The sequence below is a fragment of the Granulicella arctica genome (assembly GCF_025685605.1).
Taxonomy (GTDB): domain Bacteria; phylum Acidobacteriota; class Terriglobia; order Terriglobales; family Acidobacteriaceae; genus Edaphobacter; species Edaphobacter arcticus.
Window position 1 is genome coordinate 489,290 of the sequence record NZ_JAGTUT010000001.1, and the last position, 22,020, is coordinate 511,309.

The following is a 22,020-nucleotide window of genomic DNA, read 5'->3' on the forward strand; positions in this document are numbered from 1 at the left end:
AACTACTTCTACGCTGGGCGCGACCCGGCAATAAGAATGTCGACGATCCGCCGGGCGCTCGCCTCCCAGCCCGGCAGAGCCGTCGTGTGGAAGACACCGATGAGGGTACGGACCAGGTCGTCGGGGTTCGTATCCGCGCGAAGTTCCCCGCTGTCGATCGCGCCCTGAACCAGGGTGAGAAAGCAGCCGTGAATGAGTCCGCGCGCCCCCTCGATCAGGCGTATGGAACCCCCCGCAACCGTATCCATGGCGGGCAGTATAAGTTTCTTTTGAGCCACGTGATCAATGAAGAGCAGCATCCACGCGCGAAGTGCGTCGAGCGGCGGCCTCGTTGTCGTGAATCGCTGACCAGCCGCAACCAGCTTCTCCACCTCGCTCCGGTACACGGCTTCGATAAGAGCATCCCGTGTGGGAAAGTGACGGTAAAGCGTGCCTGAACCCACACCCGCCTGCCGAACAATGTCGTCAAGCGTCGTCGCCGCTCCGTCCTGCGCAAAGGCGAGCCGTGCCACCTCGAGGATGCGGCAGTAGTTCTGCTGCGCATCCGCACGAAGCTTGCGTTTAGGCGAAGTTGGAGCGGAGTGTTTTTGCGCCATACATAAGTCTCGCAGAAGATTATGCAACCGGGGAGGGTCTCCGCTTATCTTATAAACGGGGATCGTCTCCACTTATGAGTGAAGACGCAACGATCAATCCTGACGCGTGGTCTCGCAGTCGCGTCAGCAAACAGCGAAGGGACACATCCATGCGAATTTTTGTAACGGGAGCGACAGGATTTATCGGCACACCATTAGTAAAGGAACTCATCGACGCAGGGCATCACGTACGCGGTTTGTCCCGCAGCGACGCCGGCGCGGAGCAGTTGAGAGCAGTGGGTGCCGAGGTGCAGCGCGGCGACCTTGAGGATCTGGACAGCCTCCGCAGCGGAGCGACGGGCATGGATGCCGTGGTAAACCTCGCGTTCAACCATGACTGGTCAAGATTCGCGCAGAGCGCAGCGCAGGAGATCAAGGCCATCGAGGCACTGGGGTCAGCTCTTGAGCCGGGTAAGCTGCTCATCGTCACCTCGGGGATTGGTATCACGAGCGGCGGTCCGGGCCATGTCCGCCTGGAGACAGATCCTGCGGTCGATATGCCCACGATTCCGCGCAAGCCGGAACATGCAGCGCAGGCAGTAGCGGAACGAGGCGTGCACGTAGGGATCGTGCGATTGCCGCAGGTGCACGACACGCTCAAGCAGGGTCTCATCACGTACCTGATCCAGATTGCACGCGGGAAGGGCGTTTCCGCGTATGTGGAGGAGGGCGCAAACCGCTGGGCTGCGGCTCCGCTCAAGGATGTGGCGCACCTGTATCGTCTGGCTGTCGAAAAGACAGGGCCGGGCGTGACGATCTATCACGCAGTAGACGAAGAGGGCGTGTCGCTCCGGGACATCGCTGAGACGACAGGCAAGGGACTCAAATTGCCGGTAGTTTCTCTCTCGCCAGAGAAGGCTGCCGAACACTTCGGCATGTTCGCGCACTTTGCAACGCTCGACATGCCCGCATCGAGTGAATGGACACAGAAGAACCTCGGGTGGGAGCCGACCGGGCCGGGATTGATCGAGGACCTCACCAACATGAACTACTTCTAACGGAGCCTCACCGCGACCGTGATTGCCGAGAGAAAAGAGTTCATCCCAATGAGCTCCTCTCGGCAACAAAATCCGCATCAAGTTCGTGGATAGTCTGCTGAGTGCACAGCTTCATCGCGAAGAGGGCCAGGCAGTATACATCCCTCCAGGCCTCTGCTCCGGCGAAGCTACAATACGAACAGCATGACTCCCTCCACAAGCACCCAGCCCAAAGGCCCCGACATGCGGGTCAACCTCTGCGGCGTCGAACTCGTCTCGCCCGTCATCGCTGCGAGCGGAACCTTCGGCTATGGCGTGGAGTTTGAAGAGATCGTCTCACTCGACCGCATCGGCGGCTTCGTCACCAAGGGCCTCTCCCGCGAACCAATGGCCGGCAACCCCGCCCCGCGCATCATCGAAACCGCCGCCGGCATGATGAATGCCATTGGCCTCCAGAACATGGGTGCCAAAGCCTTCGTCGCCGAAAAGCTGCCAAAGCTTCGCTCCATCAAAGGCGCAGTCGTTATCGCCAACATCTTCGGCTTTACCGTACCGGACTGCCTCGAAGTCATCCGCATCCTCAACGACGCACCCGGAATCGCCCTCTACGAGCTCAACGCCAGCTGCCCCAACACCAGCCACGGCGGCATGGTCTTCGGCACCGACCCCGCACTCCTCGGCGGCCTCATCGAAGCCTGCAAGAGCATCGCGAAGCGGCCAGTTATCGTCAAGCTCTCCCCGAATGTCACCAGCATCGCCCACATGGCAACCGTCGCCGCCGGAGCCGGTGCCGACGCCGTCTCCCTCGTCAACACCTTCCTCTCACTCGCCATCGATGTAGAAACCCGCCGCCCAAGAATCGCCAACATCACCGGTGGCCTCTCCGGACCAGCCATCAAACCGATCGCCGTCCGCATGGTCAACGACGTCGCCAACGCCGTCCGCATTCCCATCGTCGGCCTCGGAGGCATCACCCGTCCCGAAGACGCTGTAGAGTTTCTCCTCGCTGGAGCCACCGCCGTAGAGGTAGGCACCGCCACCTACGCCGACCCCCGCGCCGTAGAGAACATCGCCTCAGGCCTTCGCCGCTGGTGCGCCGACCACGGCATCGCAAAGGTAAGCTCCCTCACCCGCGGCATGATCCGCTAGAGCCACGCCGTGTCCCAACCGGGTCCGCCTAAATCCTAAAGCCCTCGCAACTCCCCATTCTCAATCACCCGGCTGGGCGACCCGCTCAACGCTACACCGATCATCGCCCATCCCAACTCCGCGGTCGTCGTGATGTACTTTGGGAACCGCCTCTGCAGCCACGGCGCAACCGGACGCATCAGTGTATAGACCATCTGATACATTGCCGTCTTTGACCGAATCCCGTGCAGCGGCACAATCCCGCCCGGCCGCATCATGTACACCCTGCGAAACGGCATCCGCAGCAACTCATTCTCAGTTCGCCCCTTCACCCGCGCCCACATACTCTTGCCTTGCTCCGTCGAATCCGTACTCGCACCCGAAACATATTCGAACACCAGGCCAGGATTGAGCCGCAGCAGCGTCTGCGCCACATTCATCGTCAGGTCGTGAGTCACGCGCGTATACGCATCCTCCTTCATCCCGAACGACGACACGCCGAGGCAGAAGAAGCAGACATCAATCCCCGTCAGTTGATCCTCAATCCCCGAAAGATCGAACAGATCCGCCTGCGCAATCTCATGCAGCTTCGGATTCTCTTGCCCGGTCACGCTGCGCCCCAGCGTAGTCACCTGGTCGATTCGCGCATCGAGCAGACACTCGCGCAACACGCCCTGCCCCACCATCCCGGTCGCACCGGTCAAAAGAACATTCATTCAAAGAGCTCCCAGGGTTCTAACGACGCAACTGCGCCAAGCGTAGCACTCTACCCATCCCACTCAACTTGACAAATTCGCCCCTCACACAGGCCCGATCGCGTCCGGACCTTCAGGCATCCGCACCCCGAGCCGCTACGAAGTACCAACCTAAAGTATCTGCTTTGAATACTTTAGGTACTTAGGTAGGGAGGGGGTACCTCCTTTTATCAGCTTGTAGCCAACCCACTTAGAAGGTCATCAAGACTGTGGTGAGCATCTTCAAGCGCCGTCTGCGTTCCCTCAAGACGGCTGATCATCAAGGCTCCCTCAAGCGTCGCAATGATCGTGTTCGCGATCTGTCGCGGCAGCACGCGCTCACCAATCTCACCACGCTCGATACCAGCTTCCAGAATCCGGCAAAGCCTCGTCTTCCAAACCTGAATACCATCGCAGGCCAAAGCACGAAGCGCAGGATTTCCATCATCGGAATCAATCGCCGTATTCATTAAAGGGCAACCGCCAGGAATCACAGAGGGCGACTCCACAAAGTGGCGAATCAAATGGCGCAGCTTTTCAACAGCCCCCTGGATCTCCTCAACCTTCTCCGTCCGCGAGCGAACTGCTTTTGCCAGCGCATAGCGCAGTGACTCAACCGCAAGCTCCTCTTTGCTAGAGAAGTGCCGGTAAAGTCCGCCTTTCTCCATGCCCGTCGCATCCATGATGTCCTGCATGGAACAGCCTGCAAAGCCGCGCTGATTGAAGATCGGCGCAGCCTCCGCAATGATTCTCTGCCGCGTCTGCTCTCCCTTGGTCATCGCTTTTCCTCATCCAGAGCGTAAGAAAACGCATCGCTCACCCTTGTACACGAATCTGATGCATAAAGCGACCAAATAGTCTCTTTCGAACGCACGAGGATTTTGCATGGCGACTGCTGTACTCGCACCACCTCAGATTCAGCTAAAACGGGCCTTGATCAATCCATGGATCGTAGCGCTGACCGTCACCTTGGCGACCTTCATGGAGCTGCTCGACACCTCCATCGCCAACGTCTCGCTTCCTTATATAGCAGGTGGTTTAGGCCGCTCCTTCGACGAGGTCACCTGGATTCTGACGACCTATCTCGTAGCAAACGCAGTCGTTCTCCCGATGTCCGCCTGGCTCTCGCGTGTCTTCGGCCGCAAGAACTATTACATGGCCTGCGTAGCGCTCTTCACCATCACCTCCCTCTTCTGCGGTCTAGCCCCAACCCTCGGCATCATGCTTATGGCCCGTGTATTGCAAGGCATCGGAGGAGGAGGTCTGGCGCCAGTCGAGCAAGCCATCCTGGTCGATACCTTCCCGCCCGAAAAGCGCGCCACGGCCTTCGCCCTCTACACCGTAGCGATCGTCACCGCACCAGCAATCGGCCCAGTGCTCGGCGGTTGGATCACCGACAACTACAACTGGCGATGGGTCTTCCTGATCAACATCCCAATCGGCATCATCTCGCTCTTTCTCACCAACCGCTTCGTCCACGATCCGCCGTCCTTCGCCGAGGAGCGCAAGACCGTCCGCGTCAACGGCAAGCTCCGCGTCGATGGCATCGGCATCGCCCTCATCGGACTCGGCTCAGCAGCCCTCGAGATCCTGCTCGATCGTGGCCAGATCGACGACTGGTTCGGCTCCACCTTTATCTGCTGGTGCTTCGTCATCGGCGTCTCCTGCCTCACCGCAGCCATCTTCTGGGAGTGGCACAATCCTGATCCTGTGATCGACCTGCGCCTGCTCAAGGTCCGCAACTTCGCCATCGCCAACGTCTTCTACTTCGTATTCGGTTTCGGCCTCTTCGCCTCGACGACGATGATCCCGCAGCTTCTCCAGTCGCTCTATGGCTATCGCGCCATCGACGCAGGCCTCGTCCTCGGACCTGGAGCCCTGGTTATCACTTTCCTGGCACCGGTTGGTGCGCAACTGGTCCAACGCGGCATCATTCATCCGCGCATCCTGATGTTCGGCGCAGTCATGATCGTCGGCATCTCCTTCATCCACTACAGCCACTTCAACCTCGACACGGACTACGCGCATTACGCTCTCGCCCGCGCGCTCCAAGGTCTCGGCTACGCCTTCTTCTTCGTGCCGCTCTCCGTCATCTCCTACTCGCAACTCAAGCCAAACCAGAACAACAAGGCCTCATCCCTTACCAACTTCTTCCGCAACTGGGGAGGAAGCTTCGGCATCGCCTTCGTAACCACCATGTCCGAACGTCGCCAGAACTTCCACCAGGCAACTGTCGGAGCGAACATCAATCCCTCCTCCAGCGCCTTACAGCAAGGCATTCGACAAACCTCCGCGTACCTGCAAACCCACGGCTTCTCAGCGGTGGACGCAACGCGAGCAGCCTATCTGCGCTACTACGACCAGCTCGGCTCCCAGACCAAGCTCCTCGCCTTCATGGACTGCTTCTTCGTCATCGGCATCGTGACCCTGGTCGCAGCGCCGCTCGTCCTGCTCACCAAGAACTTCAAGATAGGTGGGAAAGCTCCACCAGCGCATTGAGGCAGCCTGCGCAACTCTCAAATCAACAGGGCAAAGGAATAAACTAGGGTCGTGATCACTGATTCAAGCAAGACCTCGTCTGCAACCGACCTTCGCCCAATTCGCCGCGCCCTGCTCTCCGTCACCGACAAGACGGGATTGGTCGACTTTGCCCGCGCCCTCGCTTCCTTCAATGTCGAATTGGTTTCGACCGGCGGAACCGCAAAGGCTCTCCGCGATGCAGGCCTGATCGTCCGCGACATCAGCGATCTCACCGGCTTTCCCGAAATGCTCGACGGCCGCGTCAAAACCCTTCACCCCAAGGTTCACGGCGGTATCCTGCACATCCGCAACAACGCCGAGCATATCGCCGCAGTCAACGAGCACGCGATCCAGCCCATCGACATGGTCGTAGTTAACCTCTACGCCTTCGAGAAGACCTCGCAGCGTCCCGGCGTTGCCTTCGCCGAGGTGATCGAAAACATCGACATCGGCGGTCCGTCCATGGTTCGATCCGCAGCAAAGAACTTCGACGACGTAGCCATCGTCACAGCCACCGCCGACTACGCTCTCCTCACCGAAGAGTTGCAGGCCAATAACGGAGCACTCGGCCGAGCCACTCGCTGGCGTCTCGCCAAGCAGGCCTTCGCCGTCACCGCAGCATACGACGCCGGAATCGCCACAGCGCTCGAATCCATCACCGAGCCAACCGGGCCAGCGACCTTCTCCACAGAAGTCTTCCCGCCAACCATCCGCATCATCGACCCCATCGCAAAGACGCTCCGCTACGGCGAGAATCCCCACCAGAAAGCCGCGCTCTACGTCGATGGAAGTGGCAAAGGCGTTGCCGCCGGGAAGCAGTTGCAGGGCAAAGAACTCAGCTACAACAATCTCGTCGACCTCGACGCCTGCTGGGAGCTGGTCAGCGAGTTCGGTCTCGACTCCGCCGACGCCGCAGTAGCCATCATCAAGCACACCAATCCCTGCGGAGCCGCCACCGGCTCCACCGTCCTCGAAGCCTACAAGCGCGCCCTCGAAGCCGATCCCGTCTCAGCATTCGGCGGCGTCATCGGCATCAACCGCGAGGTCGATGGAGCAGCCGCAGAGCAGATCGCCAAGCTCTTCGTGGAGGCAATAGTCGCCCCATCTTTCACCCCCGAAGCTCTGGAGCGCTTCGCCGCCAAAAAGAACCTACGCCTCATCGAGATCGCCACAGCCGACTCCTCGCGCATCTACAAACAGGTCTCTGGCGGTTTCCTCGTGCAGGATGCCGACCGCCGCCACATCGTCGAATCCGATCTCCAGGCAGTCACATCCCGCAAGCCGACGCCCGAAGAGATGCGTGCCCTCCTCTTCTCCTGGAGCGTCTGCAAGCACGTCAAGTCGAACGCCATCGTCTACGCCCGCTTCGACGGCGGATACGGCCAGACCGTCGGAATCGGCGCAGGCCAGATGAGCCGCGTCGACGCAGCCCGCTTTGGAGCCATGAAAGCGGTCCTCCCGCTCGCCCGAACAGTAGCCGCCTCCGATGCCTTCTTCCCCTTCGCCGACGGCCTCGAAACCGTAGCCAAAGCCGGAGCGACAGCGGTCATTCAACCCGGCGGATCGGTCCGGGATGCCGAGGTTATCGAAGCAGCAGACAGGCTCGGCGTTGCCATGGTCTTCACAGGCGTTCGGCACTTCCGCCACGGATAGACTTCGAGACAGCACGCAATCCAGTTATAATCACCGGCAATGGTTTGCGAAGGCCGCCCGTTCGCAGCATCCAAACACGGACGGCCATCGTCCAATTGAAGTGGATAGTTTCTCAAGCGATCTCAGCCGGCCAAGGAAAGTACCTTCTATGACGTTGTCGCAACGTACTTCCCTTCTTCGTTACAGCTACCTTCTGCCCGCCGTCGCTCTCCTTGCGATGACCCCTTCGCTGCTCGCACAGGCACCGGTAAAAGCCGCAGCCGCGGTCTCGGCAACGCCTGCCAGCACACCCGATCACGCAGCCTCGTACTACCACTACGGCCTCGCCCATCTCTATGAAGAGATGGCAGTTAACGCCGGTCGCCCCGACTACGCCACGCAGGCAGTCGAGGAGTACAAGCTCGCTCTCGATGCCGATCCGAACTCGGTCATGCTCCAGAACGGCCTCGCTGACCTTTACTTCAAAATTGGCCGAATCCGCGAGGCGGTCACCGCTGCTCAGGAGCAGGTCAAGAAGAATCCGGACGATCTGGAAGCCCATTCCCTGCTCGGCCGTGTCTACCTGCGCTCCCTGGGCGATATGCAGGGTGCGCAGTCCGCACAGATGTTGCAGCTTGCCATCGCGGAGTACGAGAAGCTCGCTCAGCTGAAACCAGACGATATCGAGACACACCTGCTTCTTGGCCAGCTCTATGGCCTCAACCACGATTCCGCCAAGGCTGAGGCAGAGTTCAAAGCCGCCCAGAAGATCGATGCCAACTCCGAAGAGGTCGTGCTCAATATGGCGCGCCTCTACAGTGAGCAAGGCGACACGCAGCGGGCAACCGACACGCTTGCCGCCATCCCTGAAGGGGATCGCACCGCCCGAGTCGAGTTCGCTCTGGGTGCAAGCTACGACCAGCTCAAAAAGCCGAAGGAAGCCGCCGCAGCCTATCAGCGCGCTCTCGATCAGGAGCCTGACAATCTAGACACAGAGCGCGGGCTCGCAAGCGCCCTGCTCCTTGACAACCAACTCGACAAGGCGATGAAGATCCTGCAGCAGATCGTCGCGACCGAGCCGCAGGATGCCCAGTCTCAGATTCACATCTCGGAGATTCAGCGCAGACAAGGTCACTACGACGAAGCCCTTGCGACGCTGAAGAAAGCTAAGCCCCTCGCACAGGACTCGCTCGAACTGAGCTACAACGAAGCGCTCATCTATGACTCGCTGGGTCGATACGATGAAGCAACCACGGTCCTGACGACCATCCTGGCAAGCTCCGACCATCCCGACGGCAAATACGCAGATGGTGAGAAGTCCAACCGAGCCATCTTCCTCGACCGGCTGGGAATCATCTACCGTGAAGAAAACAAGTTCTCCGAAGCCGCTGCCGCCTACAAGCAGATCGCCGCCATGGGTGGAGACTATGCCATCCGTGGGTATCAGGGCGAGGTCGATGCCTATCGTGACGCCCACATGTGGAAGGAAGCGACCGGCGCTGCAGCAGAAGCAGCAAAGGCGCTCCCGAAAGAGCGCGGTGTCCAGTTGATGTACGCTGGCCAGCTTGCCGACACCGGCAAGGTTGACGAAGGTATCGCGCTGGCAAAGAGCCAATACACAGGCACCACCGACGATCGCGATGTCGATGTAGCGCTGGCGCAGATGTACATTCGTCTACGTCGCTGGCCCGAGGCCACCTCGCTGCTCGACAAGTCTGAAGCTTCCGCATCCAAGCAGGAGGAGCGGCTTTATGTCTACTTCCTGCGGGGAGAAATGGCCGATCGGCAGAAGCTCTACGATCAGGCGGAGGCACAGTTTCAGAAAGCCCTCGCGATCGATCCTCAAAACTCGACTGTGCTGAATTACCTCGGGTATATGTACGCCGATCGTGGCATCAAGCTGCCAGAAGCCCTGTCGATGATTCGTAAAGCTGTCGAGCTCGATCCACAGAACTACGCCTTTCTTGATTCACTCGGCTGGGTCTACTTCAAATCGGGTCAGTACACACTGGCGGAAGAAAATCTCCGCAAAGCGAACGAGCGCGGCAGCACCGATCCAACCGTCCACGATCATCTCGGCGAAGTCTACGAGAAGACAGGCAAGCTGAAGCTGGCCGTCTCCCAGTGGGAGCGTTCCATGACGGAGTACGCGCACTCGCTGCCCGCTGACGCTGATCCAACCGACGTGGCCAAGGTGCAGCACAAGCTCGAAAACGCTCGCGTCAAGCTGGCCAAACTCGGTAACGCACCCCAGAACCAGAGCCAGAACGGCAAAGAGACGAAGCAGCAATAACCGCTTCGTCTCCGCTACACTTGGAACCATATGCCCAACAGCCTGCATAGCTGTGCCGTCACGGATACGGCAGCAGAGGAGTTATACGCTCGCGTGTACCCCGCGCCTCAGCGTGCCTCGCGGACCCCGTTCCAGCGCGATCGCGAGCGCATCGTCCAGGCACGAGCCTTTCGACGCCTCGCCGGTAAGACGCAGGTATTTACCAGCCGCGTCTCCGACCACTTTCGCAGCCGCCTGACCCACACCATCGAAGTCGTCCAGATAGCTCGCGACGTCGCCTCGGCTTTGGGCTTGAACGAAGACCTCGCGGAGACCCTGGCTCTCGTCCACGATATCGGCCATCCACCCTTCGGCCACGCCGGAGAGCGGGCGCTCGACCAGTGTCTACGGCGCCACGGCCTGCGCTTCGACCACAACCTTCATGCTCTGCGCATCGTCGAGCACTTCGAGCAGCGCTACGCCGCACATCGCGGTTTGAACCTGACCCTCGGGGTACGCGAAGGAATCATCAAGCACTCTCGCGACTACACCGACGAGGCGCACCCGCTGCTCGGCGAATACCTGCTCGCCCAGCGACCTCCGCTCGAAGCCCAATTGATCGACCTTGCAGATGAAATTGCCTATCTGACCGCCGATCTCGACGATGGCGTGGAATCGGGGCTACTCGAGATCGGCCACATCCGCGAGCATGTCAAGGTACTCGCGCGGTGCTATTGCATCGTCGAGAAAGAGCATGCAGGTGTCGACGCAAAGTTCCTCTTCAACGAAGCGCTTCAACTCATGCAGAACGTCCTCACCGACGATCTGATAACGAACACTCGCCGGAACGTTCAGGCCATCGGTGCGGAATCGCTCGCAGACATCCGCACCCACCCTGCGAGGCTTGCCGTCTTCTCCCCCGAAGTTGAAGCAGAGCGCCTGCAGGAAAAACAGTATCTCTACGACACGCTTTACACCTGCAACGCCCTCTCGCTCGAACACGATAAAGCCGAAGAGGTGGTCACGGCGCTCTTCAACTTCTGGATGGAGCGGCCCGAAGAACTGCCCCAGGGATACTTCGACGAAGTTCCCGCAGAAGGACTGGCCCGTGTCGTCGCCGACTATATCGCCGGCATGACCGATTCCTTCATCCTCCTGCAGTACGCAGCCGTCAAGCGAGCGATCCGCCCGAAGCCCGCAACGGCCGATTCAACACCGTTGCGCTCCTCCAGATAAAGTCGAACAACTTGACAATTTCGACCTCCGTTAGGGCCCCACGGTGGCTACTAACCTGGAAAGAGTCTGGACCTGACATACACAGGTCCAGACCTAAGTTCATTGTTTAGTTAGACTTTGGACTTTTAGAAAAAATAAAAGCCCCACCGGAAACAGCAAATACTCAATAATGGAAGCGGTAGCGAACCTCACCGTAAAGCTCGCGCGGATCGTTGAAGTGAAATCCCCCAAAGGTGAGGCTGTTGTCGAGCAGCACCCGCCGGTTTGCGACGTTGATCGCGTTCACCGAAACCGTCGTGCTCTCCCCAAACGTCTTCCCGATCGAGAGATCGACCGTAGTGTGCTGCGGCAGATAGTCGCCCGGATACTGCTCATTCGGCGATCCATTGTGAAAGCCCGACCCATAGGAGACATTGGTCGAGGCATACGCGCGGAGTGGCAACGTAGCATCAAAACCCACGTTCAACGTGTCGCGCTGATCGTGATCCACAGGCGAGTACGTAAAGTCCGAACTGCAATCCGGGGACGCAATCGGAAAGCAGACCAGACCACCGGTAATGGCTCCACGTTGCTTGGCAATCTGGTTCGAATAGGCAAGATGCGCTCTCCCAAAGTTCCACAGCCGAGGTGAGCGCACCGTAAGCTCCCAGCCTTGAATCAAGGCACCATCCACCGTCACCGGGTAGTAGATACTCGACTCGCCGATGTTCGAGTGATCGAGGAAGTTGTTGACGCGCGTCTTGAAGGTATCGGCATCGAGCAGCCAGCCTCGAAGGGGTATCTGCACCCCAAACTGATGCTCCTCGTCACGCTCCCCATGCAACGGTTCGAAGGTCGTATTCTGGCTGTTCGCAAACTGAACGATCGGACCAGCCGCAGTGAGCAGCGGCGGCGGTTGGTAGAAGCGGCCATAGAATCCCCGAAAGACCCAATGCAGCTTTGGAACCTGGACCGCCGCGCCGATCCGCGGGCTGAGACGGTTCTCCGTGAATTCACCCACAAAGTGAGATCCGCGTAGCCCTCCGATCAGCGTAAGCCATGGCGTCGCCTTGTACGTGTCGGAGACGAACTCCTCAGCGAGACCGCCACTAGCCATGTCTGTGCTGCGGAAGTTGGTTGCACTCCCATCATTGAAGATGGAACCGAAGACATAGCTGTCATGCTGGCCAAATCCATAGACGCCGCCCTGCAACGTGTTGCGGGCGACCTGGCCAGTCAGCGATCCCTGCAAGCCTGCATAGTTTGAAGCGCGATCGGACGTAGTGGCGATCGGAAGGTCGTTCAAGCCGGGCTCATAGTCCGCTCGATTGTAGTGATAGAACGGCGAGACCTGCAGCAGTGTTGAGGCGTTGAAGGTATGGACCCACGAGAAATCCACCAGACCATCCAGCTCGTGCTGCCCGTCGCGCAGGCCGCTTGAATCGAACTGCTGATTTTCCGAGCTGCTGGAATCAGGATCATAGGGAATCTGAAAGTAGTCTCCGCGAAGCTGGCTCACCATCCGAAACTGATCACGCGGCGTGCGATTGTAGATCAGCGACGCAAAGCCACCGTATCCGTTGGCAGCATCATGATGAATCTGGCCGACTGGCGGCGCAAGACCATAGTCCGACCGATTGCCGCTCAAGCTGGCGTAGTAAGCAAACTTCTCCGTGTGACTGCCAAAGTTGACCTGATCGTTGGTCTGGAAGAAGTTGCCAAAACTCATTACCACCTCAGCCTCATTGTTCCGCTCGAAGCCTGTCCTCGGCACGACGTTGAAGACGCCGTAGGTTCGGTCTCCTACATCGGACGCATAGCTTCCCCGCTGCATCTCCAGATAATCGATGTCCTTCGGATCGATCTGCGCGCCAAGATTGCTGGCGATATTCGTGTTAGGAATTTGAACACCATCAATCTCCCAGCTCACCTGATGGCCACCGCGCAAGTGAAGCATATCGTGCGTCATGTACGCGCCCGGTACGAAGTCGGTAATCATCTGAAGTGAGTTCGTCCGATCAGCGCCTGGTGTTCGCGCTATGTCATGACGATCAATCGTAGTTGTCGGCGTGACACTATCGATGTTCGTCGCGGACGACTGCGTCACAACGGTCACCGATTCCTTCAGGCTGCCAACCTGCAATTCAAAGTGCAACGTTGGTGTCGTGTTTGAGGCAACGCTAAGGCTTTCTTTCAACACGTTGAAGCCTGGTTGCGCGACCGTGATGATGTACTCCCCAAGCGGCACCGTGGGCAGGCTGAAGGCTCCATCCTGATTCGTCGTAATCGTCTGTATGAAGTCGGAGTGTGCTGCGCGAAGAGATATTTGCGCACCGCCGACAGGGCGATGTTGCGCGTCATGGACAACACCTTGAACTCGACCAAAGACGGTCGCATAGAGAAGTGTGCCGGAGAGAAGAAACAGTGCTGCAAAGCACCGGAAAAAGCTGCGCATCGTTCCATATCCTCATCACGAAATTCGTGATTGTAAGAGCTTGTGAATGACAGCGAATATTCCTCATCGTGAATAGACGGAGGATTGCCTGCTGCCTGACGAAAGCGTTACGAGAGGATTACTGGAGGTCCACGCTTCTGCCGGGACCGATTGAACGCAATGCGATAACGCGCTTCGGTCTGCGGTTGAGCGTTGGGATGAGCAACAATTTCGGCGAAACGAGACTGTGTCCGCACGAAGAATGCAGCCTGCATCAAAGTGACAGCGGTAGCCTTGGGAAAAGCAGGGCACCTTGCGTGCAACGCCGCAAGCGTGTGATCGGACCCGATCGCCACACCCATGTCCATACCACCCATACAATGATGATCCCCATTTTTCCGGCAGCAGAGCGGAAGCTTTGCGGCAGCCGTCCTCGCGAACAGAGGCGCGATCAGCGGAAGGCCGACCAGCAGCAACAGGAGGATGGAGAGGGTTCGCCGCACTTCGTTCGAGTGTAGCGCACTCATATTGCGATGCCTAGAAAAGATGACTGACTTCAGGCGTGTAATGTGAACCGGTAGCTCCAGTCGCCGCCACACCATTGCGGATAATTCGTGCCCCATGCGTTGTTGAAGAGGCTGAAATGAACACCCGTCGCCATCGTGGGAAGTGGCAGCGAAAAGTTGAGAGGCGTCCGGTCACCCAGCGCAACCACCGGCGCGTCGAGTGTGTCAATTCGAAGAGACTGGCCGCCGCTAACCTCCTTAAACTGCAGTCCATCGGAGAGAGCATGCATCGCCCGGCCGCCACCGCGAACCACGTCTGTGACGGCAACCTTCTGTCCAACTTTATCGAGTGTCCATCCGCGACGCTCCGCCTGGGGCGGATTAAACGTAAGCCACATCGCTTCGGGCATTCTGTTCGCTGTTTTGCGCATCGTTGTAAGGTTCAGATGAATCACCGGTTCCGCATCGGGCAATAGCAATTCCAGATAGATATCTGCAGGCCATGCCGTGTTGCCCGTCGCGCTGGCTGCAGAATCATCCATCTGCATCTGGAGCACAATACGCACATTACTACCCTGTCTTCCAGCTAAACAACGAACTAGCTTTGGATGCCACTCCTGTGATCGCGCACCAAAGCTCGCAATGTTCGGCTTGCCGAAGTCGCCGGGGGCCCACCAGGATTTGACAAGGATGTACCTGTCGAGGAAATCGGTAAAGTCGGTAGCAGAGAGCGTCTGATAGGTGAACAGTGCAAGCGGGTGATCCGGTCCAGCCCACTGGCGCTTTGTAGCTCGGTTCCTCAAGCCAATGATCGCACCCGTAGTCGGGTCGAAACTCATATCGAAATGAGTCGTTTCGATGGGCTTCGCAGGATCATGAACAGTCAAGCCATCGAGCGAAGGTACGGCCGCTCCTAAGGTCTTCAGCCGGGTATCAGCCTCTTCCCGCAACGAGGTTGGCAGCGAAGCTACAGACTCGCTGATGTCGTCGCGCTTCTCCTGCCAACTCGTCGTCATTACCTTGTAAGGGGAGGTATCGATTACCTTCGCCAAGTCAGCAGGACGATAGTGATTATTATCCAGGTAGCTCTTGGTGTCCGTACCCCACGTATGTTCCACCGCGAGCAGTAGCCGTCGCAAAAACTGGCGATCCGTGGCGTCGCCTGCAGCGAATTTCTTCTGCGCAAGCCAGTCCTGCCGAAGCCGAGCCAACTCGCGGTACCGCGCTACCTTAAAGGGATCGCTTGGTATGCCATAGATCCACGTGTCGCCGATCTCTTCGGTGACGACAGGCAGCACGCTGCGGAATGGCTCGACGGCATGAGCCACGTCCGTAAGGCTGGCTGCTTCAACAACAGCGCCGGGAAATTGCGCGCGCAGCTTGCTGTAGATTGCCGCAACCTCTTCTGCGGTATGCGGCCCGCTGTTGTCATTCCGAACCTCTACATCGATCGCAAGATCTGATCCCGGAATCTGCAACACACTTCCGTAGTCATGCCGGTGGTACAGCATGATCAGCGAGTTACCCGTGGCATCCTTCCATAGAAAAACATCTGGAACATCCGGCGGCGTACTCGCTGCGTTGATGCCCACGTCCAATAACGTGACGCCATGCGCCTGTAACGGCGCAATGATGCCACGCGAATGACCCGGAACATCGCTCATCTTGCATCCAGTCGTGACACGCCCAAAACGACGATCAAGATCGGCTGAGAAGCTCAGGCCTCCTTCGATCATGGAGCGATTCAGCATCTCGGTCTGCCAGGTAAACGGCAGTGCATGCCACGCTATATCTCCGCGTCCGATCGCAGCTTCCATGGCGCTGCGCTGTGCCGGCGTTGCTTGCTCAAGATATTCATAGAGTAGCCACGACCCGGTCGTCCAGATGTAACGATCACCGCCCGCAGCACGAAGCTGAGCAGTCCGCTCAAGCGCCGCGGGGTAGTACTCATCGAAGTACTTCCGCATGACCTGTGCCTGCGTGAGTGAGAAGCCAACATCGAGGTGACACTTGAAAACCACCAGCACTCGCTTCACTGGCCGCTGGACCGGCTCGCCGAGAAGTGACCCCGGCACTGCCGCTGCGCCTGCGACTAATGCGGATAGCTTGAGAATGGAACGTCGCTTCATTTCGTCACGCTCTTGTTCCGCCACTTCTCAGCAAGCGGCTTATCTGCTAGCGCCTTGATGAAGAGTCCGCCAACAACGCTCCGCGCCTGGAAGCCAACCTGCTTCCCCGTCTTTGTGTCATACCAGTCCGTCAACGGCACCCGCGCAGTTGTCTCGTTAGCCCACTTGTACATCGGGTCAACAAGTGAGTTGAAACCCTCCGGCGTGTCGGCCAGTGTAGCCGTCCACATCGTCCAGTCGAGCTTCGTATAGTCAGCCCGGCTGTCGAGCGGCAGCCCATAAACATTCATCTTCGTCTTGTAGTAGGCAAGCTCCGCATCACGAACCTTCTTCGGGAACAGGTTGTAGTCCAGCACCTTATCCCAGACGAGGTTATACTTCTGGCTCCACGAACCCGGTGTAGTAAACGCAAGCTTGTAGTGGTCACCATCCTTCGCTAAATCGATCCACTTTTCTGCCATTGTTTTCGCAGTGGCGGCATACTGCTTTGCCTCAGCGTCATGGTGCAAGATCTTCGCCAGATCCGCATAGGCTGCCAGCGCATCGATCGCCTTGATGGATAGATTCGCATTGTGCGCTAGATGGCCGGCAAAGTCGTCGGTCGACAGTTGGTTCTCAGGATCAAGCCCGTGCTCCTTCAGGTACTCCGCCCATCGGGTAAGCTGCGGCCAGAACCGCTGCGCCAGGGCTGCATTGCCTTCCGTACGCGCCAAAGCATCGATAAGGATCAGCATGTTGCCCGACTCCTCAACCGGCATCTGGTCCTCTTCCGTCTTCTCACCACCGCCGTACTCCTGACCATTTGCCAATGGGTACTGACCAAGATCATGCGGAGCGAACGGAAAGTGCCAGTGATTCGGCATCGCCGCGTACTGCAGGACAGGCAACAACTGCGCCTCAAGCAACTTCGGGTTGAAGAATAAAAACAGTGGCGCTGAAGGATAGAGCACATCGACCGTGGCCATATCACCGTTGGAGAAGTTCTCCTTGGCGAACAGCATCGGCGTCCCGCGAGCATCTGCGACGAGCTTATGCGCCGCAATCGCCTGCCGGTAGGCCAGCGTACACAACCACGCATAATGCTCCCCTGCGCTGTGGGTCAAGTCATCCGTAAGCTGCTTATCAAATGCCACGCCACGCGCATCGAGTGCGGCATACTGCTGCGCTGCCTCATCAAGCATGGTAGACACCGGCTTATTATCACGCTGCCAATACGGGCGCAGATTTTGCCCAAGCACCTGCACCGCATAGCCTTCCGTATAGCTCACGAGAACGTGCCGCGCGACAGGCTCAGTGCCAACGGCGCCAAGATCAAACGAGACCGCCATCTCGGACGCCATCCGGTTCAGCGGAATCGGACCTTCCATCTCATCAGCTGCTGGCAGACCTCCATCCTTGGCGAAAGCCCGCTCAGGTCGAGCGCTGACCGTGCTCTTCGATGCTTCACCACGAGGCACGGCAATGTTGAAGTACCCCCAGTCGATCCGCAAATCGTCGCCCGAACGATTCAATACAGCTTGATCGCGAGTCCCTACCGAGAGCACCGACGTATCCGCCGTCTGGTGACGTGAGAAGACAACCTGCTGGCCGTTCATACTCGTTGCAATCTCAGCGTTCGCGGCCAGCATAACAGCGACCTGATGCTGTCCACCATCCGTGCTGTGCGCAGCCCATGTCAAGTACGTCACCGGCCGTGACAGCAGATCCATATCATCCAGAAACGCAGGCGTAAAGAAGGTGAGATCGATCTGCACTCCCGATCCAGCAAAGCTGTAGGCCGTATGCGTCGGCGTCAGATGCATGGAGGTCTGCTCCATAGCTGGAACACCTCTCGGGTCGCCGCCCATAATCCGAAATGGCTTTCCATCCACACGGACAAGGCCGGTCAATGCTTGTACATGACCCGTCCAATGACGCGTGTTCGAATCCGTAAGCTTGTCCGTGTTCGACCACACACTGAAGTACGGATCGTGCGCAATCAATGGCGTAGCAGGTGGTCGCTCTGTCTGTTGTGCAGCGAGGCCAGCAGCAAACAATACGGAACAAACCAGAGAGCACCGGGCACCAGCTAAGGACATTTTCTAATCTCCAGGAACGCGGAAGCGTCGCCAGAGAATTGTAACGGCTTACATCCCTCCCGTGCGCCGCTGGATCATTGCGCCGGAGGCACGTACATCGGAATGCCGGTGGTTGGCCAGTGATCTACCTGTGCTCCCACGTTCGTCATCGTAGCCACAGAGCCGGCGGATGATGAAGTCACCGCCACATTCCAGCCATCGACAACCACCAGTGGCATCTCTCCTTTGAGAGCTTCCACGCTCGCTTCGATCGAGAGCGTCCGCGTCTCGCCGGGTGTAAGTGAGATGTAATTATCGGTGTAGTAAACAGGGAGAACTCGCTCGCCCGACTTCTGCCTACGAAGCTGTAGGTGGGTCATCAGCGCCACCTGCGATCCGGGATTATGCAGCGTGACCGCGATGAGACATTTGCCATCCTCGTCCTTCCGAGACGCCTTCATCTCCAGAGTGACGGGATGTAGATCATTAAGAGCCGTCAGATCATCCGGATGATCAGGCATTCCACGCCAGTAGAAATTCGTAGAGAGTAACGATCCCGCCGCATCATGTAAATCAAGCTTGATGAAGTGAACCGGCGAAAGCCCTGCTGGCCAGTCCATCTTGCCAAGGCTTGTCGCCACGCTCGCCGGAGCGGTGACTTTGAAATCATGCTGATACGCCGCCGAACCATCCAGATTGTAGACAGCAACGCGCGCCACAGCACCAGTGATCGGAGTTCCCAGGTTATTAATCACCTGCACATCACTGTCGCTCTCATTGAGCTGTACATGCACCATCTCAGCAGCCTTCTGTACGGCGAAGAGCGAAGAATTCGGCTCCAGGTCATGATGGTAGATCTGCCATACAAAGCTCGGCTGTGCTGGATTACTCATCCACGTAATGACACCTGTGCTCGGGCTGAAGAGCTTTGCGTTGCGGCCCTCATACATTGCGCGAAAGGCCTCGTAGTTTGCAAGCTGCGACTTCCTCACGAAGTCGGCAAGATTGGCCAGCTTGCCATAGCGCGCCTCGATGATGCCGCGATATTTGTCTCCACCCGACGCACCCTTGGCAAAGTCATGCTCGGCCCAGTCGTCGTTGATGATCTCCCAGTCCTTCTCTGGCATCATGCCCTTAATGGACTCGATAGTTGGCACCGACACCGTGCCGATCTCTGTCTTAAAGGCCTCGTCAAACTGATAGAACTCTCGCGGCGTGCGCCAATGATATGGGCCGCCCGAATTAACGCCATGTCCCGCCGTCGAACTCGGCTGATAGAGCCGTGTCGGCTCCAGCTCCGCCATCAGCACCCGCAGTGCATCGTCAATCTCCTTCGGCGGATAGCCCTCATTGCGAGCACACCAGACGGCAATCGAAGGATGGTTGCGATAGCGCAAAATCTTGTCGCGGACGTTCGCCAGATAGGTAGGCAGATCCGTCGGATTAGGACCGTCGCTCGGATTCGGCTGGAAAAACTCGTCCCAAAGTAGAATCCCATACTTGTCGCAAAGCTCGTAAAAATCCTCGCTCGTACTCTGCCCGACCCAGTTGCGAATCATGTTCATGTTCGCGGCCTTGTGCATGCGAATCTGCGCTTCCAGACGCTCTCGCGGGATGCGCTTCATAGCCTCGTCAAGGCCCCAGTCGCCACCGCGGATAAACACCCGCACACCGTTGACCGAGATCGTCAGGTTCTCTGAATCAGGCACTAAGTAAGCGATCTTGCGAACACCAAACGGTACATCCTGGCTATCAGAGATCTTCCCTTTCACCTCAAAGGTGAGGTGAAGCTCATACAAATTCTGCGGGCCGTATCCATTCGGCCACCATAGTTTAGGATTCAGGACGTGAAGCGCAGGCGTGCTCTTCGCGTCAAACGAAACCGCTGTCGAGCTGTGCGGGGACACTTCTATATTCTTCTGAAAGGAGACTCCACCAAAATTCCCTTTCAACAGTCCCTGTTGCGGCAAATCGGTGATGTTCTCAAGCCGTGCCTGTACACCTACATCTGTACTATCCAATTTTGGTAAAGGAAGGTCCGTCGTCACAAGCGGATCTTTCAACAGCACCGGCCCGGTTGCCGATAAAAAGACCTTTTCCCATATTCCCGAGTCGCGATCGCGAATTCCCGGAATCCAATCCCAGCCGATCGTGGAAAGAAAAGTCGGCCCATCGATAGCCGTAATGCCGCCGTTGGTCCCTACACCATTTCGAATGTTGTGTTCAATCGGATCGCCGGGATGCGGCTGCGGTGTCACCAGAACAGCCAACACTGCCTTCTTGCCGGGCTTTACCAGCGCCGTGATGTCGAAGATCCCGCGCTTGAACGCCCCGCGCATCGTGCCAACCTGCTTGCCATTAACCCACACCTCGGCCGAATAGTTAATCCCGTCGAAGTTGAGGAAGGTCGTCTTCTGCTTGTAGTTCTTCGGAACAGTAAACACGGTCCGGTACCAGAAAGGAGTACGGGCCAATGTCTCCGGAATCTTGGTCGCCCGGTCGTTTTCTCCGTATAGCGGCTCCGGATAGACTCCGTCATTCACCAGACTGGTCAAGACCGTACCCGGAACTGTCGCCGCAAGCCACCCAGTCGTCTGAAAACCCGCTCCCGATACAGCCTCTCCGGCCTGAGACACCTTGCCCGCGTCCTGCAACTGCCAACCTGACGAAAGCATCATGGTCGCAGGAGGAGCCGACGCTGCTAACGAAGAAAGCGTTGCAACAAAACCTGCCAGAAATACACCGGCGCAGCGAGCTATCGACGACTTCCATCCTGTGTTCACGTGTCCATCCTTCATGATCCCGACGCTTCCTTCTATCCGAATGGTATCTGTAACGCAAGCGCCCAGCCCTGATGTCTGCCCATTCGTACGGAATGCTTCGTCGTCTGTATAGGAAAATCGCATAATTCTTTCACGCAGGCGCAAACCATGCATAGACCATCTGCATGATAGGTCTCCGTCCTGCATCCTACTCAGCATGTTGCCCTACACAGAACACGGAACCGGCGAAATGACCCTCATCCTGATGCCTTTTCTCGGAGGAACTCAGCGAGAGTGGACGGAAGTTGTCGAGCCTCTCAGCAAGACGCATCGCTGTGTCACCATCGATCTTCCTGGCTTCGGCGAAGCGGCAAGCATCTCGGGGTTCTCGGTCGGCGAAATGACGGATGCTTTACTCGAAGTGCTCGCAAGCCTTAACCTAGAGCGCTACCTCCTGATCGGTCACAGTATGTCGGGCAAGCTTACTGCCGTTATGGCTCGCCGCATTGTGGATGGAACGACTTCGCTCCCCCTACCGACCGGCCTCGTCCTGATTGCTCCATCCCCTCCTGGTCCGGAACCGATGAGCGACTCAAAGCGAGAGCAGATGCTGGCAGCATTTGCAAACAGGGACAACACCGACGACAACCTTAAGCACGCGAGAAAGTACATCGAGGACAACATCTCGCGGGTCATTCCAGCGGTGGTTTTTGATCGGTCTGTGGAAGATGTTTTGCACATGAATACCGCAGCATGGACAGCATGGCTCGACAGCGGCAGCAAAGAGGATTGGGCCGAACGAGTCGGTACGATCAGCCTGCCGACGCTTGTGATCGCCGGTGATGATGACGGCGCCCTTGGACCTGCCGTTCAACAGAAACTTACGCAACCTCACTTCCCTGAGTCGCACATGATCGCCGTGGTCTCCAATCACCTGATAACGTTTCAAGCGCCCGACGAACTGACCGCGCTCATCACAAACTTCCTCAAAGTTTTCTGACACTTCGCGTGCGGAGAGG

General features: G+C 57.9%; 15 protein-coding genes. 7 read left to right on the forward strand and 8 right to left on the reverse strand.

The genetic code is table 11. From position 1 onward, the window contains the following. Positions 1–8 precede the first annotated feature (8 nt). Complete coding sequence (locus OHL20_RS01975; RefSeq protein ID WP_263381538.1) at positions 9–596, reverse strand: TetR/AcrR family transcriptional regulator; 588 nt, start codon at positions 594–596, stop codon at positions 9–11. Positions 597–745: 149 nt separating this feature from the next. Here OHL20_RS01975 and OHL20_RS01980 point away from each other — a divergent pair, with 149 nt between their 5' ends. Further along, positions 746–1,633: an SDR family oxidoreductase gene (locus OHL20_RS01980; RefSeq protein ID WP_263381539.1), complete on the forward strand. Its 888-nt coding sequence runs from the start codon at positions 746–748 to the stop codon at positions 1,631–1,633. A 183-nt stretch (positions 1,634–1,816) separates the two neighbouring features. Next, positions 1,817–2,761, forward strand: a complete 945-nt coding sequence (locus OHL20_RS01985; protein ID WP_263381540.1) for a dihydroorotate dehydrogenase — start codon at positions 1,817–1,819, stop codon at positions 2,759–2,761. 35 nt (positions 2,762–2,796) lie between these two features. Here the strand turns inward: OHL20_RS01985 and OHL20_RS01990 are convergent, their stop codons facing one another. Together OHL20_RS01990 and OHL20_RS01995 are read right to left on the reverse strand one after the other, a co-directional pair. Next, positions 2,797–3,456 carry an NAD-dependent epimerase/dehydratase family protein gene (locus tag OHL20_RS01990; protein WP_263381541.1) on the reverse strand — a complete coding sequence of 220 codons (660 nt, stop codon included), beginning with the start codon at positions 3,454–3,456 and terminating at the stop codon, positions 2,797–2,799. Positions 3,457–3,665: 209 nt separating this feature from the next. Then, positions 3,666–4,253 carry a TetR/AcrR family transcriptional regulator gene (locus tag OHL20_RS01995; RefSeq protein WP_263381542.1) on the reverse strand — a complete coding sequence of 196 codons (588 nt, stop codon included), beginning with the start codon at positions 4,251–4,253 and terminating at the stop codon, positions 3,666–3,668. 106 nt (positions 4,254–4,359) lie between these two features. On the opposite strand from OHL20_RS01995, the gene OHL20_RS02000 reads away from it, so the two are divergent. The 4 genes from OHL20_RS02000 (at position 4,360) to dgt (ending at position 11,134) form a co-directional block, all read left to right on the forward strand. Next, positions 4,360–5,973 (forward strand): DHA2 family efflux MFS transporter permease subunit, encoded by a 1,614-nt coding sequence (locus OHL20_RS02000; protein ID WP_263381543.1) that lies wholly within the window; start codon positions 4,360–4,362, stop codon positions 5,971–5,973. Between the two features lie 51 nt (positions 5,974–6,024). Further along, positions 6,025–7,647, forward strand: a complete 1,623-nt coding sequence (gene purH / locus OHL20_RS02005; RefSeq protein WP_263381544.1) for a bifunctional phosphoribosylaminoimidazolecarboxamide formyltransferase/IMP cyclohydrolase — start codon at positions 6,025–6,027, stop codon at positions 7,645–7,647. A 148-nt stretch (positions 7,648–7,795) separates the two neighbouring features. Beyond that, positions 7,796–9,919: a tetratricopeptide repeat protein gene (locus OHL20_RS02010; protein WP_263381545.1), complete on the forward strand. Its 2,124-nt coding sequence runs from the start codon at positions 7,796–7,798 to the stop codon at positions 9,917–9,919. Between the two features lie 30 nt (positions 9,920–9,949). Then, complete coding sequence (dgt, locus tag OHL20_RS02015; RefSeq protein WP_263381546.1) at positions 9,950–11,134, forward strand: dGTP triphosphohydrolase; 1,185 nt, start codon at positions 9,950–9,952, stop codon at positions 11,132–11,134. A 163-nt stretch (positions 11,135–11,297) separates the two neighbouring features. On the opposite strand, the gene OHL20_RS02020 is transcribed toward dgt, so the two are convergent. The 5 genes from OHL20_RS02020 to OHL20_RS02040 all read right to left on the reverse strand — a co-directional run bounded on the left by OHL20_RS02020 (position 11,298) and on the right by OHL20_RS02040 (position 21,037). Then, positions 11,298–13,568 (reverse strand): TonB-dependent receptor, encoded by a 2,271-nt coding sequence (locus tag OHL20_RS02020; RefSeq protein WP_263381547.1) that lies wholly within the window; start codon positions 13,566–13,568, stop codon positions 11,298–11,300. Positions 13,569–13,675: 107 nt separating this feature from the next. Next, entirely contained in the window at positions 13,676–14,074 is a 399-nt protein-coding gene (locus tag OHL20_RS02025) for a hypothetical protein (protein WP_263381548.1), read from the reverse strand. 29 nt (positions 14,075–14,103) lie between these two features. After that, complete coding sequence (locus OHL20_RS02030) at positions 14,104–16,182, reverse strand: DUF5054 domain-containing protein (protein ID WP_263381549.1); 2,079 nt, start codon at positions 16,180–16,182, stop codon at positions 14,104–14,106. Further along, a complete protein-coding gene (locus OHL20_RS02035) occupies positions 16,179–18,260 on the reverse strand; it encodes a glutaminase family protein (RefSeq protein ID WP_263381550.1) in 2,082 nt (693 codons plus the stop codon). The genes OHL20_RS02030 and OHL20_RS02035 overlap by 4 nt, the downstream gene beginning before the upstream one ends. 74 nt (positions 18,261–18,334) lie before the next feature. After that, positions 18,335–21,037, reverse strand: a complete 2,703-nt coding sequence (locus tag OHL20_RS02040; protein WP_263381551.1) for a glycoside hydrolase family 2 protein — start codon at positions 21,035–21,037, stop codon at positions 18,335–18,337. Between the two features lie 214 nt (positions 21,038–21,251). On the opposite strand from OHL20_RS02040, the gene OHL20_RS02045 reads away from it, so the two are divergent. Then, positions 21,252–22,001, forward strand: coding sequence for an alpha/beta fold hydrolase (locus tag OHL20_RS02045; protein WP_263381552.1), 750 nt, complete (start codon positions 21,252–21,254; stop codon positions 21,999–22,001). Positions 22,002–22,020: the final 19 nt, after the last annotated feature.